General features: G+C 52.2%; 14 protein-coding genes. 6 read left to right on the forward strand and 8 right to left on the reverse strand.

Annotation, left to right across the window (positions count from 1 at the left end):
- Positions 1-47 precede the first annotated feature (47 nt).
- The 5 genes from PAEVO_RS16410 (at position 48) to PAEVO_RS16430 (ending at position 3,968) form a co-directional block, all read left to right on the forward strand.
- Positions 48-281, forward strand: coding sequence for a hypothetical protein (locus tag PAEVO_RS16410; protein WP_100538495.1), 234 nt, complete (start codon positions 48-50; stop codon positions 279-281).
- A 3-nt stretch (positions 282-284) separates the two neighbouring features.
- The gene (locus tag PAEVO_RS16415) at positions 285-467 is read left to right on the forward strand and encodes a hypothetical protein (RefSeq protein ID WP_100538496.1); all 183 of its coding nucleotides are present in this window, start codon (positions 285-287) and stop codon (positions 465-467) included.
- 202 nt (positions 468-669) lie between these two features.
- Positions 670-2,460, forward strand: coding sequence for an oligoendopeptidase F (gene pepF, locus PAEVO_RS16420; RefSeq protein ID WP_100538497.1), 1,791 nt, complete (start codon positions 670-672; stop codon positions 2,458-2,460).
- Positions 2,461-2,568: 108 nt separating this feature from the next.
- The gene (locus PAEVO_RS16425) at positions 2,569-2,895 is read left to right on the forward strand and encodes a LapA family protein (RefSeq protein ID WP_100538498.1); all 327 of its coding nucleotides are present in this window, start codon (positions 2,569-2,571) and stop codon (positions 2,893-2,895) included.
- A gap of 38 nt (positions 2,896-2,933) precedes the next feature.
- A complete protein-coding gene (locus PAEVO_RS16430) occupies positions 2,934-3,968 on the forward strand; it encodes a M42 family metallopeptidase (protein ID WP_100538499.1) in 1,035 nt (344 codons plus the stop codon).
- A gap of 186 nt (positions 3,969-4,154) precedes the next feature.
- Here PAEVO_RS16430 and taeA read toward each other — a convergent pair whose 3' ends face one another.
- From taeA to hemE, 7 genes are all read right to left on the reverse strand, one after another.
- The gene (gene taeA / locus PAEVO_RS16435; protein WP_100538500.1) at positions 4,155-6,101 is read right to left on the reverse strand and encodes an ABC-F type ribosomal protection protein TaeA; all 1,947 of its coding nucleotides are present in this window, start codon (positions 6,099-6,101) and stop codon (positions 4,155-4,157) included.
- Between the two features lie 66 nt (positions 6,102-6,167).
- Entirely contained in the window at positions 6,168-6,974 is an 807-nt protein-coding gene (locus PAEVO_RS16440; protein ID WP_100538501.1) for a DUF92 domain-containing protein, read from the reverse strand.
- A 32-nt stretch (positions 6,975-7,006) separates the two neighbouring features.
- Positions 7,007-7,630 (reverse strand): fumarylacetoacetate hydrolase family protein, encoded by a 624-nt coding sequence (locus tag PAEVO_RS16445; RefSeq protein ID WP_100538502.1) that lies wholly within the window; start codon positions 7,628-7,630, stop codon positions 7,007-7,009.
- Positions 7,631-7,633: 3 nt separating this feature from the next.
- A complete protein-coding gene (locus PAEVO_RS16450) occupies positions 7,634-8,407 on the reverse strand; it encodes a glycerophosphodiester phosphodiesterase (RefSeq protein ID WP_100538503.1) in 774 nt (257 codons plus the stop codon).
- Between the two features lie 32 nt (positions 8,408-8,439).
- Positions 8,440-9,756, reverse strand: a complete 1,317-nt coding sequence (locus tag PAEVO_RS16455) for a CapA family protein (RefSeq protein WP_100538504.1) — start codon at positions 9,754-9,756, stop codon at positions 8,440-8,442.
- A 141-nt stretch (positions 9,757-9,897) separates the two neighbouring features.
- On the reverse strand, positions 9,898-10,839 hold the full coding sequence (hemH, locus tag PAEVO_RS16460; protein ID WP_100538505.1) for a ferrochelatase: 942 nt from the start codon (positions 10,837-10,839) through the stop codon (positions 9,898-9,900).
- A 35-nt stretch (positions 10,840-10,874) separates the two neighbouring features.
- Positions 10,875-11,933, reverse strand: a complete 1,059-nt coding sequence (hemE, locus tag PAEVO_RS16465; RefSeq protein ID WP_100538506.1) for a uroporphyrinogen decarboxylase — start codon at positions 11,931-11,933, stop codon at positions 10,875-10,877.
- A 237-nt stretch (positions 11,934-12,170) separates the two neighbouring features.
- Here hemE and PAEVO_RS16470 point away from each other — a divergent pair, with 237 nt between their 5' ends.
- Positions 12,171-13,382: an MFS transporter gene (locus tag PAEVO_RS16470; protein WP_100538507.1), complete on the forward strand. Its 1,212-nt coding sequence runs from the start codon at positions 12,171-12,173 to the stop codon at positions 13,380-13,382.
- Positions 13,383-13,498: 116 nt separating this feature from the next.
- Here the strand turns inward: PAEVO_RS16470 and PAEVO_RS16475 are convergent, their stop codons facing one another.
- Positions 13,499-14,134 (reverse strand): O-methyltransferase, encoded by a 636-nt coding sequence (locus PAEVO_RS16475; RefSeq protein WP_100538508.1) that lies wholly within the window; start codon positions 14,132-14,134, stop codon positions 13,499-13,501.
- Positions 14,135-14,266: the final 132 nt, after the last annotated feature.

The raw sequence follows: 14,266 nt of genomic DNA on the forward strand, positions 1-14,266 counted from the left end.
TGCGTTATCATTTACCCAAAAGCCTAAGTAGCAAACGGAGAATGCATATGATCAAAAAACATGAAATATACAAAAAAGACAAGTGGAACATGATGACGGTTGAAGTTCAGGGCCGGTACATCGTTCTCCGCGAAATTTCGGACCAGTGGGGTGAAGAGACCCATACCTTTATGAGTCGGCCAGCCTTGATGCACTGGGCTCAAAACCGTTTCCCCAAAGCAGATTTTGAAGGCCGGGAAGATGAGTGGAGAGACATGATGGCTGCTTTTAAGCAGGTGTAGAGCATGGATTATACGAATATCGTCATCTTCATTATCCTCGCGTTCAGTCTCGGTGCCATCATGATCATGTACCGGGATAAGATACCGCCAAGACTGAGGAAGGGGATGGCCCTGATTGCCGTCGCCTTCATCTTGTTTGCCTTTTACCTTATTGTATACAGCTTCTTGAATCTGGGTTCCTCGTAAATTTATAGGATGAAAGTGGCGGGTACGCGGCATACTATCGCTCGGATGCTTCAATTCGAGGAGGTATGATGCCATGAGAGGCGCCAAGGTGCTCTGCATTACGATTGCAATCAGCCTGATCGCTCTATCGACTACCCGCAACGAAGTCTTATCTGAAGGAACCCGGACTCCAACTAATACCTATCATTCAAGGAGGATTTCCATGGAACAATTGTTAAAACGCGCTGATGTCCCTAAAGAGCATCAATGGAAGCTTGAAGATTTATTCGCTGACCAGAAGGCTTGGGATGCGAGCTTTGCGGAGCTGAAGAATCTTCTGAAACGCACAGCCGATTATCAAGGCAAGTTAACCAACGCAGCTTCCATCAAGGAATGCTTCGAGCTCGAAGACGAAATCTCATATCACGCCGAACGCTTATACGTATATGCCCATATGCACCATGATGAGGATACGGCAAACCCTACATATCAAGCACTGACTGCCAAAGCCAAGAAACTGAACGTGGAAGCCGGAGAAGCCCTCTCCTTCATCACACCTGAAATTCTGTCCCTGTCCGAAGCGGAACTGGATAAACTGATCGATGACCCTTCCCTCAAGGAATTCAAATTCACGCTGACCGAAATGAAACGGGAGAAAGCGCACGTTCTGTCCAAGACGGAAGAAGCGCTGCTGGCTCAAGTCGGCAACCTCTCCTCTGCGCCGCAGACCATTTTCGGCATGCTTAACAATGCGGATATGAAATTCCCGAAAATCAAAAACAAGGACGGCAAGGACGTCGAGCTCACGCACGGCAACTATATTCAATTCCTGGAAAGCCCGAACCGCGAAGTTCGCGAGCGTGCTTTCAAAGCCGTGTACGAAACCTACGGCAAGCAGAAAAACACGATCGCAGCTACGCTGAGTGCCAATGTAAACAAAAATATTTTCTATTCCCGCGTGCGCAAGTACCCTTCCGTTCTCGAAATGGCGCTCTATGGCGATAACATTCCGAAGGAAGTTTACACCAACCTGATCGACACGATTCACGAGAGCCTGCCGCTTCTCCACCGCTACATGGAGCTCCGCAAGAAGCTGCTGGGCGTGGATGAGCTTCACATGTACGATTTGTTCGCTCCGCTCGTAGAAGAGTACAAGTGGGATATTACTTACGAAGAAGCGAAGCAAATGACCAAGGAAGGTCTTACGCCGCTGGGCGAAGATTATCTGAGCAGCCTGCAAGCAGGATACGACAACGGCTGGATCGATGTATACGAGAACGAGAACAAACGGACTGGCGCGTACAGCTGGGGCGCTTACGGCACCCATCCTTATGTGCTGCTGAACCATAAAGATAACCTGAACAGCATGTTTACCCTTGCTCATGAGATGGGTCATGCGCTTCACTCTTACTATTCCGACAATGCCCTGAAATACCGCGACGCCCAGTACACCATCTTCCTGGCTGAAGTGGCATCCACCACGAACGAGGCGCTGCTGATGGATTACTTGCTGAAAAATGCCAAGGATCCGAAGCAGAAAATGTACCTGCTCACCTACTATGCCGATCAATTCCGGACAACGGTATTTCGTCAAACGATGTTTGCCGAATTCGAGAAGATTGTGCATGAACGCGCGGAGAGCGGCGAATCCCTGACTCCTCAGGATCTATCCGACATCTATTATGAGCTGAACGTGAAATATCACGGCAAAGGCATGCAGGTGGATAAGGAGATCGGCATGGAATGGGCGCGGATTCCTCATTTCTACAACAGCTTTTATGTATACAAATACGCGACCGGCTTCTCGGCTGCGACCAGCTTCTCCAAGCAAATCCTGGAGGAAGGCCAGCCTGCCGTTGACCGTTACCTCGGCTTCCTGAAGAGCGGCGGCAGCGATTACTCCATTAACATTCTCAAGAAGGCCGGCGTGGATATGTCCTCACCGGAGCCGATTCGTGAGGCGATGAGCGTGTTTGAAGACATCATCAGCCAGATGGAGCAATTGACGAAATAAACATCCTCTATTGCAGGATGAGCGAATCTCAATTGACCAGTGGAATAAAATCCCTTGCCCTTTACAGGCAAGGGATTTTATACTGTTTGGAGGAAGGAGGTGTTCCCCATGAAAATTCAATGGTCGCTAATCGCAGCCTTATTGTTTGCCTTGATTACGGCTGTATTCGCCGTCATCAACGTCAATCCGGTCGCAGTCAATCTGTTATTCGGCACCGTCAATGTACCGCTGATTCTGCTGATTATCGGGTGCTCGCTGATCGGGGGACTCATTGTCGGTACGTTCGGCATTTACCGTCAATATCAAATGCAGAAGGAGATCCGTTCGTTAGCGGAGCAACTTATACATATCCGTGAAGTAACGGGATACACCCCGGAAGTACAAGCTGCGGAAGAGGAAAGCAAGAAAGAACAAAAGGACGCCCCCGCTGAATAGGGCAGGTGTTCGATTGAACCAAGGAGGCTTAACAATTCGTGTCGATACAACCGAATGAAACTTATGTGCTGGACCTGCTAAAAGAACTGCTCGATACTCCGAGCCCTACGGGTTATACCCAAGACATTATGAAGCGGATCGAACAGGAAGCCGCAACGCTTGATGTTTCGCTGGAATGGAATGAAAAAGGCGGTGCCATTCTGTCCGTTCCCGGACAAGACGGCAGCCGTACGGTTGGTCTGAGCGCTCATGTGGACACACTTGGCGCGATGGTTCGTGCCGTGAAATCAGAGGGCACACTCCGCCTTACCTCCGTTGGCGGATACATGATGAACAGCATTGAGAATGAATACTGCATCATCCATACTCGCAGCGGCAAGAAATATACAGGCACCATCCTGTCTACCCATCCTTCCGTTCACGTGTACAGCGATGCACGCGATTTCAAGCGCCAGGAAGCCCATATGGAGGTCCGGATCGACGAGTTGGTGGAGTCGGCCGATGATGTGAAGAAACTCGGCATCGGGGTTGGAGATTTTGTTTCCTTTGATGCCCGTCCGGTCATTACGCCAAGCGGTTACATCAAATCGCGCCATCTGGATGACAAAGCCAGTGTCGCCGCACTCTTCGGCTTGCTCGAAAGCATGAAGCGGGATAACTGGAAGCCTAAACACAATGTGAAGCTTCTCATCTCGAACTATGAAGAAGTGGGACATGGCGCTGCCTATATTCCTGCCGACATCAACGAAATGATTGCGGTCGATATGGGCTGCATCGGCGATGACCTGAGCTGCAAGGAAACCGATGTGTCCATCTGCGCGAAGGATTCTTCCGGTCCCTACGACTATGACATGACCAGCCGTTTGATCCAGCTGGCCGAAAGCGAAGGCATTGCTTATGCGGTGGATGTCTACCCTCATTACGGCTCTGACGCTTCCGCTGCGCTCTCCGCAGGCAGCAATATCAAGGCCGCGCTGATTGGTCCCGGCGTTCATGCATCCCACGCGATGGAAAGAACGCATAAACAAGCCGTTCTTAACACCGTCAAACTGCTCGCAGCTTACGTAAAGTAAATCATTCATAACCAACGTCTATCCACGTACTTGCACAAAAGACCGTCCGCGTTTGGTGGATGTTGTTCTTACGATGATCAAAAGGGTTCAGCCTTCGCTGAAACCTGATACTAACAAAGGGGCGTCCCGCCAAGGCATTATGCCTGGGGACACCCCTTTTCCTATTGATATGGATCGCTTGAATCATTACAATTTCTTGCTCTGTTCAATCTTCTCTGCGAGCTCGTTCAGGTAGGTCCAGCGCTCCATCAGATGCTCCAGCTCACGCTCCGTTTCTTCCTGAGCCTTCATCAGCTCCTGAAGCCTGGCTGCGTCGCTGCCGGCGGTCTCCATCTCCGATTGAATGGATGCCAGCTTGCTCTCGGTATCCTCGATGAGACCGTCAATCTGCTCATACTCCCGTTGTTCTTTATAACTAAATTTCAAGCGCTCCCGCGGCGCTTCTTTAGTCGAGCTGTTGTCCGAACCTCCATTATCCCCCGACGCTGACTTGAAACTGGATGCTTCCGTCTTGCTCCCGGCAGCTTCACCGCCGTGACGCTGCATCCATTCCGCATATTCGCTGTAGGAGCCAACATGGACACGAATCTGACCCTTGCCCTCAAACGCCATAATCTTGTCCACCGTTCGATCCAGGAAAAAACGATCATGGGATACTACGATACAGACGCCCGGGAACTCATCCAAATACTGTTCCAGGACAGACAATGTCTGAATGTCCAAATCATTCGTCGGTTCATCCAGCAGCAGCACATTCGGCGCGCTCATCAGCACCCGCAGCAGATACAACCGGCGCTTCTCTCCTCCGGACAGCTTCGCAATCGGCGTCCACTGCAGCGCGGGCGGGAACAGGAATCGCTCCAGCATCTGGGCCGCGGTAATCGCCGAGCCGTCCGCCGTGCGGACAACCTCCGCCTCATCCTTGATATACTCAATCACGCGCTGACTGCCATCCATCTCCTGATGCTCCTGCGTGAAATAACCGAGCTTGACCGTCGGTCCGAGCACGACTTCCCCGCCATCCGGCTGAATCCGCCCGGCAATCAGATTGAGCAGCGTGGATTTGCCGCTGCCGTTCGGGCCTACGATACCAATCCGATCCTCGGGAACGGCAATGTAGGAAAAGTCCTGAATTAACGTTTTGTCGTCAATCTTCTTCTGGAGACCTTCGATCTCCAGAATTTTGCGTCCCAAGCGGGTGGAAGCGACCGATACGTCCAGCTCACCGGAGCTGTGTACCATCTCCTGATCCTTGAGCTTCTCGAAACGCTCAATTCTCGCCTTCTGCTTGGTTGTACGGGCCTTGGCACCTCTGCGAATCCAAGCCAGCTCGCTCCGCAGCAAATTCTGGCGCTTCTGCTCGGAAGCGGCCTCACGCTCCTCGCGTTCTGCCTTCAGCTCCAGAAAACGGCTGTAATTCGCCTCATACCGGAACAGCCGTCCGTGATCCAGCTCCAGCATGACATTGGCCACCCGATCCAGAAAATACCGATCATGCGTAATCATGAGCAGCGCACCGCGGCGCTTCTGCAAATACTGCTCCAGCCAGGCGACGGATTCATTGTCGATATGGTTCGTCGGCTCGTCCAATATGAGCAAATCGGAAGGCTGGATCAAAGCGGCGGCTAATGCCACCCGCTTACGCTGGCCGCCTGAGAGCGTCCCCATCTTCGCGTCATAATTCCGGATGCCCAGCTTGGACAGGATGGTTTTCGCATCGCTTTCTAGCTGCCACGCCTGCAGCGTATCGAGCGTCTGATTGAGCTTCAGCAGTTTCTGCTGCAGCTCCTCATGACTTGGATGCAGCTCCAGCAGCTCCATCGTTTCGGTGTACTCCCGCACCGCCTTCATCTCCGGAAGACCGCCCTCAAACACCTGCTGCAGGACGGTTTTGTCCGGATCAAACTCCGGGTTCTGTGCCAGGTAACGCACCCGGATGCGATTGCCCATCGATACTTTACCGGAGTCGGGCGGCTCGATCCCTGCGATGACGCGCAGAAATGTGGATTTCCCCGTGCCATTAACGCCGATAATGCCGATTTTATCCTGATCCTCCATTCCGAAGGACGCATCTTGAAACAGAATTTTGTCTCCATAACTTTTTGTTACCTGTTCGACGGTCAAAATATTCATTGTTATGATCCCTACTTACATCTATAGATTTCGTTGATTCGTTGTTTCATCGGTAAGATGGATACATTATAACGCAATAAGCACTGCAATCCCATAAGCTGCCGCGCCGCCGAGAAGTGAACTGACCAGATTAACTGCATCGTTGGACATCCAGGCAGCGCCGCGCGTACGCACGGTATCTTGACCACAGTGATGAGATACTTCCACCGATTTACCGCACACACGGCAGCGATACATCACTTGTAAAGTCGCTCCGAGATACGAATCGGCAAAAGCTCCTACCAATCCACCCGCAAGGGCTGCAAGGACATACGGCAATATCTCTGCATTCATGCCGCTCCATCCGGCAAGCAGCCATCCGCCTGCGCCTATCAGTATGCTCCCTACCGCTGCAGCCGTGGAGCCGACCCAGGAGACGCCGCCGGATTCCCCGGCGGTCAGTACCTTGCCGTTCAGCACGGAGCGCGGAGGCTTCCGGCTAAGGCTGCCTACCTCCGTGGCCCAGGTATCCGCCGTTACCGTAGCCATCACACCTATAAACAGGAATACCCACAGCTCGGACGGAAACCATGCATTTAACAGACATAGCACCATGCCGATGCCGCCATTGGCGAATACCTGGCCCGCATCCCGCCGGCCGGTCTTGGCATAGGATTTCTCCAGGTCTGCCTTCCGCTGCTTCCCGTATCGGGAAAGCAGTGTGGACGTAATGAAAAAAAGAAGCAGGGTTCCGAACCAAAACACGTTCCCTGCTCCGTAATATATGGTACCCATCAGAATAGCGGCTGCGGCTCCGGATTCCGATAGCGATCGTTTCCTGTACGCGGCTCCTGCCACGATAAGGGCACCTGCCGCTCCGATCAGCCAATCCATCTGTGACCCCTCCCATGTTAAAGCATATCAGATTACCCGATTTCGCAGCGGCCCAGACGGACATCTCCCCAGTACAATTCGAACACGTCGCCGGATTCCGTCGGTCCTACGCCAGCCGGCGTCCCCGTGAAGATTAAATCACCCTGGCCAAGGCCATAATGCTCGCCGATGTAATCGATGATGCGCTGGAGGGAGAAGATCATATCCTTCACATTCCCGCGCTGTACCTCTTCGCCGTTCTTCCTTACGGTAAAATCCATATCCGCCAGCTTCGCGGTTCCGGGAAACGTTATGGATGGCGTAAGCGGTGCGGAAGATTTAAACGCTTTTGCCGCGGTCCAAGGATGTCCCTTCTCCTTAATGACCGACTGTACGTCACGCAGCGTGAAGTCGATGCCAAGGGCCATCGTTTTTACAAGCTCATCAACACTTTTACCTGGCGCGTAATCCTCCGCGAGTTGTATAACAAGCTCACCTTCAAAATGAAGACTGCCGCGGTCCATCGGCAGCTTCAGCACGCTGCCGTCCAGCGGAACGACGGCATGCGACGGTTTTAGAAATATCATCGGCTCTTCCGGTACGGCATTGCCGAGCTCCGCCGCATGCAATTGATAATTACGACCTACACAATAAACGTTATTCACCAGGGCACACATACATTAAAACCTCCATTTTCTTCGCCAGAATGGAACTTTGGGTGCTATTTTATTAATAAAAATCTGACCCCATGTATCGGGGCGGTTCGTACAGATCATGATGGCGGGATTCATTCGAGCGAGCGATCTCATGCTCTTCGCATCATCCACCGTCCAGGCCATCGGCGTAATGCCGTTCTTCACCAAATCCGACGCGAAGGCCGCATCCAGATGGGAGTAGCCGATGGATAAAAAGGAGCATTTCATTTGCTTCAAGCGTGCTACCAAATTGCGAGGATGCGCATCGATAATAAGTCCGGTTTTCACTTCAGGATCCAATTCCTTCGCTTTGATCAAGGCTTTCGGTTCAAAGGAAGTAAGCACCACATCCGAAAGCATCCGGTGGGCATGAATCCGTTCCAAAACGGCTTTCTCAAGACCGGGATACATGTCTCCGCTCGTTTTGAGTTCGATATTAAGCTTCAATCGGCCTTTGACAAGCTGCAGGACTTCATCGAGCGAGGGTACCTGCTCTCCCCTGAATTGGCGTCCCTTCCATTCGCCGGCGTCCATCCTACGGATTTGCTGCCAGGTCAGATCCTTCACCTTGCCCTTCCCGGTCGTCGTACGATCCACGCTGAAGTCATGTATCACGACAGGGACCCCGTCCTGAGTCAGTTGCACATCAATTTCCATCCAATGCACGAAGGGTTCATCCATCGCCATCTGAATGGCTGCGCGCGTATTTTCAGGTGCTTTACCGGAGAACCCCCGGTGAGCCACACATAAATTATTCATGGTGGGACCTCCTTGATGTAACATTTAACGAATTATTCCACAGCCTTGCCTGCTATAACTTCACCATCAAGCGCTATTTTGACGCCGCCGACGGAGCGCTTCTCCACCTCTTTCAGCAAGTCTTCAGCTTCTTTGCCTTCAAGCGGGATGACCTGTCCGATCTCCGTACGGTAAGGCGTCAGCTTCAAGTCACAGTCTCCTTGGTTGCTGCATGATGCCTGGAATACGGCTGTTTTCCACGTATCTTCATTCGACGATTTGGTAAATATGAAATTACCTGTACTATACGCAATCCACTTGCCTTTGTACTGCTCCAATCCCTGCAGCACATGGGGGTGCCCGCCGATAATCAGGTCAGCCCCACCGTCAATGAACGCGCGTGACAGATTGATCTGATGGACATTCGGCGCCTTATGAAGCTCCTCTCCCCAATGGGCAATCACGACCACCAGATCGGCTTTGGAACGTGCCGCCTGAATCGCTTTAACCGCCTTGGGAAGCACATGATCATAAGCCCCAGCCACCCCCGGCCTGTTTTCCAGCGCGTACCAGGTCGTCTCCGGAAGCACACGGCTGAATCCAAGCAATGCAACCGTCATGCCCTGAAGCTCGAAATACTGGGGCGCGAAGGCTTCTTCCTCATTCCGTCCTGCCCCCACGTAACGGATATCATGGTCCTTCAGATGCTTCAGGGTATCCAAAAGTCCTTCTTGGCCTTGATCCAGGATGTGATTGTTAGCCAGATTAACGGCCTCTACCCCGGCATCTCGAAGGGCCGGCAATACATCCGGCGAGGACTTGAATACGAATTTCTTATTGGCGGCGCCAACGCCTCCGTTCGTAACGGGCGTTTCCAGATTAAGAACGGTCAGATCATCCTCCAGAAATGCCGTACCCAGATTCATGTAGGGATAATCATACCCGTGATTCTTCAGCGCATCCTCCACTTTGCCCGAGAACAAGGTATCCCCGGCAAAATGCATCACCACCCGCTTGGCGGTAGCGGAATCAGCAGGATCCTCTGCTGCGCTGCCCTCCGGCTCGGTCATATCGGAACCTGGGGGGTCGCCGGTCTCCGTCGTCTTTGGAGGCTTCGGATCCGCCCCCTCACCGTCAGCTTGTTGTCCGGAGCCTGGGCTATCCGTTCGATCCCCTTCCATGCCAAATTCCGGCATACCAGGCAGATAAGCCGTTTGCTGAACAGGATCTTCCTTAAATTTAAAATGATAGACAAGCAAAGCAGCGATCATAACAATCAGACATAAGTTAAGTATGATCCAAACCTGTCCGGTTCGCTGCTTACGGGCCTTCTTTTCGGCCTTGCTTTTCTCTGATCGTGACAGATGCATAGGTCACTCCTTTATTCCCTTATGAGCTCGCGTAATAAGTCGCTCCCCCCATTATACCAGCTTCCCTATAAAGAATAGAACCCCCCGTCGCCGGGGAGTTCATATCTAAGCATTCTATTCGAATTTCGGGTAATAACGGATTTACAGGCCTATCAAGGTGATCACGGAATCACTGAGCGCTTCCATGTAAAGCGGGTCGCTGTTCAAGGAGTCGATGCGCTCGAGCCGCATATCCATTTCTTTGGCAATGCTCTTGGCTTCAATATCCAGATCATACAGGACTTCAAGATGATCCGAGACAAAACCGACCGGCGCAACCAGCACATCCTCGACCTGCTCTTCTTTATTCAGCGTTTGCAGCGTATCCAGAATGTCCGGACCCAGCCAAGGCTCCGCCGTCCGGCCAGCGCTTTGCCATGTGAACTGCCACTGCTTGACGCCTGCCTGTTCGGCTACGGCTTTGGATGTCTCAAGCAGCTGCTCCTGGTAAGGATCTCCGATGGACAAGATGCGTTCCGGGAGGCTGTGAGCACTGAACAGCACTCTCACGCTGTCCCGGTCAGCCCCTGCTTCCTCGAACTGGTTCAGCTTGGCGGACACCCGATCGGCAAAGGCCTCGATCAGTTTCGGATGCATGTGATAGCTCTCCACAAACGAAATCTCAAGTCCCAGCTCATCCGCTTTGGCCTGAGCGCGCTTCACGTAGGATCCGATGCTCATGGTGGAGTAATGAGGAGCCAGCACAATGCCGACGGCTTCCTTAATGCCGTCCCGGACCATTTGCTCAACGCCATCTTCGATGTACGGAGCTGCGTGCTTCAGTCCCTGATAGCATACAAACTCAAGATCGATCGCGCGAGGATCCGCATTTAATGTATCCTGCAGCGTGCGTACCTGCCGGTCGGTATTCTCGCGGAGTGGAAACACGCCCCCCACAATCGCCTCATAGCGGTCTGTCAGCTCCTTGAGCTGCTCCTCCGACGGCTTATTCCCGCGACGGATGTGGGTATAATAACTCTCGATTCCTTCCATGCTCTCCGGAGTGCCGTAGGACATAACCAACACGCCAATCTTGTTCTTCATACCATCTCACCTCTGACTAATAAAATATTCAACATTTAAGAGCGTTGTGCACCTGCCTGCAGTGCCTGAGCGGAGTATTCGTGAATATACGATGTCAACTCACGCAGTTTCTCTAGCGAAGCCTCCGGGAATAAACCGTGCCCTAGATTAAACACAAAGCCGGGCTCCTGAATCCCCTGATCGATAATCTCCTTCGCATACTGCTGGATGACCGGCATCGGCCCGGTCAGAACGGTCGGGTCCAAATTGCCCTGAACAGCATACTTATGCTCTAAGCGGCGGCGTCCTTCTGCAATGGACACTCTCCAATCAAGACCGATGACATCCGTTTTCAGATCCGTAAGCGTTGGCAGCAGCTCGCCTGAGCTCACGCCTGGAAAATAAATTTTCGGAACACTCAGATCCTGAAGCTCTGCAAAAATACGCTTAATGGTTGGAAGCACAAACGTTTGGAAATCCTGTGGAGACAATGCCCCCACCCAGCTGTCAAACAATTGAAACGCTTTCCCACCGTTAGCGACGTGGGCACGCAAATAAGCGATCACCATATCCCCGAGTTTGTCCATCAGCGAGAACCATACCTTCGGCTCACTGTACATGAGCTCTTTTGTTCGAAGATAGTTTTTGGATGGTCTGCCTTCGATGAGATAGCTGGCAATCGTGAACGGAGCGCCGGCAAACGTGATTAGCGGCACTTCCAGCTCCTTATCCAGGATACGGATCGTCTCCAGGACATGTCCAAGATCTCCCTCGACATCAATCGGGCGCAGTTTCTCTACATCCGCCGCAGTTCGGATCGGATTATCAATCACGGGGCCGATATTTTTCACAATATCGAAGTCTACCCCGATCGAGGCAACGGGATTCATAATATCGGAATATAAAATTGCCGCGTCCACACCAAGCTTCCGTACGGGCATCAAGGTTACCTCTGCCGCCAGCTCCGGTTGACTGCATATTTCCAGTAGGGAGTACTTTTCTTTAATCTTTCGATACTCCGGGTCGTAGCGTCCCGCTTGGCGCATGTACCATACAGGAACGTGGTTCACTTCCTGCTTGCGGCAAGCGCGGATGAATTGATCGTTATAGGTCATGATTAGGCCCCCATCAATGTGTATAAAGTTTCCTAAATTTCATTATGCCCTTTTTAAAAGTAAGTAACAACCGTCTTACATGGACATCCTATGAAAATCACATGACAATCTTATGACATTGTTAGCTTTTGGCACTTTTTAAATATGTTATACTGGAAGAACGGCATTTTTAGGGTAGCTCCACCATTCGTCCGGTCATTCCGGGCTCGACAGCTTAGAAAGGAAGTGAAGGGCACATTGACCAATTGGAAAATCAATCTCATTGTGCTTTGGTTCGGACAGTTTTTGGTCAACTCCGGGATGACCATGATCACCCCGTTCCTGACATTATATCTGGCGCAAGACCTGAATGTCGTTGGAGACCGGGAAATAGGACTATGGGCAGGATTGATATTCGCAGCCAACTTCCTGACATCATTCATTTTTCAACCGATCTGGGGAAAAGTCGCAGATAAATACGGACGCAAAATCATGCTGCTGCGCTCCGGCTTCGGCATGGCGCTGGTCATTGCCTGCATGGGCTTTGCTACCCATCCATGGCATCTGCTGGTTCTGCGTCTGCTGAACGGTACCATATCGGGATTTAACCCTGCTGCGATATCGCTCGTATCGGGCACAACGCCCAAGAATCGAATGGGATTTGCGATGGGCATCATGCAGTCCGGACAAGTTGCCGGCACGATTCTCGGTCCGTTGATCGGCGGACTCATGGCCAGTTGGGTCGGATTCCGGCCGATCTTCTATATCACTGGCGGACTGATCTTTGCCGCCTCGATGCTTGCTTTGTTCCTCGTTAAGGAAAATTTCAACCGCGAGCAGGCAGCCAAGGCGCCTCAGCCTTCGGTTATTGCCGGGCTCAAGGAGCTGAGCCACATTCCGCAGCTGCCGGCGTTATTCGCCGTCACGTTCCTGCTGCAATTCGCCATGATCAGTCCCATGGCACTGCTCCCGCTGTACGTTCAGAAGCTTCATGGATCCGCGGTGGATATTGCGATATGGGCCGGGTTTGTTGTAGCGGTGACAGGTCTGTCGAATATGATCGCCTCCCCGATTCTCGGCAAGCTCAGCGACAAGGTCGGCGCACACCGCATCTTGACCTACGCCTTGATCGGGACGGGACTTACGCTGATCCCGCAAGCCTTCGTTCAATCGGTGTGGCAGTTGATTATCGTGCGGTTCATGATGGGCGTCTTCATGGGCGGGCTGCTGCCGAGCGTCAACGCGCTGATTCGCTCTTACACGCCGGACGGCATGGAAAGCCGCTCCTTCGGATTCAATACAAGCTCGCTCGCGCTTGGCAACATGCTGGGGGCGGTGATCGGCGGATTCTTATCCGGCTTCATCGGAATCGAAGGATTGTTTATTACGTCCGGCTGCCTGTTGATCATCAATATGATGTGGGTGAGACGAAAGCTGTTCTCGCAAAAGCCTTCGCCCAAATATCGTTGATCCCCCGGAGTCTTTCATCTAAAGAAGGAGGTAGTCTCCCAATCCAAACAACAAGGGGCTGTCCCGTGGTCTATATCGACCCGAGGACAGCCCCTTGTTATTATCGGTTTATGATTTCATCCTTTAACGCGTGCCAGGATCAGCCCATCATAAGCAGGCAGCAGCGTGCTGACCAGCCTCTTGTCCGTCGCAATGACTTCATTAAACCGGCGTACCGCTTGAACCGAAGGACCGTTCTTGTCGGAATTCAGCGTTCTGCCGCGCAAAAAGCAGTTGTCCCCGGCAATAAGGGCACCCGGATTCGCAAGCTCCATGGCATAATCCAAGTATAGAGGATAGTTCTCCTTATCCGCATCAATAAAGAAAAAATCGAAGGTCCGTCCTTCCTGCTTCAACGCTGCCAAACTGTCCGCAGCCGGCCCGATCCGGTACTCCACCCGATCCTGGAATCCGGCCTTCTCCAAATGCGTGCCTGCAAGCTCTGCGTATTCTTCCTTCAGCTCGAGTGAGGTGAGCTTGCCGTCCGCAGGAAGTCCTCGGCACAGACAGATTCCGCTATAGCCGCCAAGGGCGCCGATTTCGAGAATATTCCTTGCGCCGGCTGTCTGGACGAGCATGGTCAGCAGTCGGCCGTATGCCGGTGCCACCGAAACCTCCGGCATCCCATGCTCGCGGATGGCCTCTATCACATACTGAAGCTCTTCATCTTCAGGGTATAATTGGTTAACATAATCATCAGGGGTCGTAAGCAATGAAGCCGCCTCCTTTATCTTGATAAAATACGCTGTTTCCCGTTAAACCTAACGAGAACTATCATATGATAATTGTCTTAGTCAATGCAATCGCCTATACTATATAGATTGAACCGGCGGCGACTATCGCCG

The organism is Paenibacillus sp. GM2FR, from assembly GCF_002803325.1.
Lineage (GTDB): Bacteria > Bacillota > Bacilli > Paenibacillales > Paenibacillaceae > Paenibacillus_AQ > Paenibacillus_AQ lautus.

Coding starts and splice junctions, on each gene's coding strand:
- PAEVO_RS16445 (WP_100538502.1), bottom strand. CDS start 7,630: ATGTGTGCCCTGGTGAATAACGTTTATTGTGTAGGTCGTAATTATCAA.
- pepF (WP_100538497.1), top strand. CDS start 670: ATGGAACAATTGTTAAAACGCGCTGATGTCCCTAAAGAGCATCAATGG.
- hemE (WP_100538506.1), bottom strand. CDS start 11,933: ATGACCTATAACGATCAATTCATCCGCGCTTGCCGCAAGCAGGAAGTG.
- PAEVO_RS16410 (WP_100538495.1), top strand. CDS start 48: ATGATCAAAAAACATGAAATATACAAAAAAGACAAGTGGAACATGATG.
- PAEVO_RS16450 (WP_100538503.1), bottom strand. CDS start 8,407: ATGAATAATTTATGTGTGGCTCACCGGGGGTTCTCCGGTAAAGCACCT.
- PAEVO_RS16440 (WP_100538501.1), bottom strand. CDS start 6,974: ATGGATTGGCTGATCGGAGCGGCAGGTGCCCTTATCGTGGCAGGAGCC.
- PAEVO_RS16455 (WP_100538504.1), bottom strand. CDS start 9,756: ATGCATCTGTCACGATCAGAGAAAAGCAAGGCCGAAAAGAAGGCCCGT.
- taeA (WP_100538500.1), bottom strand. CDS start 6,101: ATGAATATTTTGACCGTCGAACAGGTAACAAAAAGTTATGGAGACAAA.
- PAEVO_RS16415 (WP_100538496.1), top strand. CDS start 285: ATGGATTATACGAATATCGTCATCTTCATTATCCTCGCGTTCAGTCTC.
- PAEVO_RS16425 (WP_100538498.1), top strand. CDS start 2,569: ATGAAAATTCAATGGTCGCTAATCGCAGCCTTATTGTTTGCCTTGATT.
- hemH (WP_100538505.1), bottom strand. CDS start 10,839: ATGAAGAACAAGATTGGCGTGTTGGTTATGTCCTACGGCACTCCGGAG.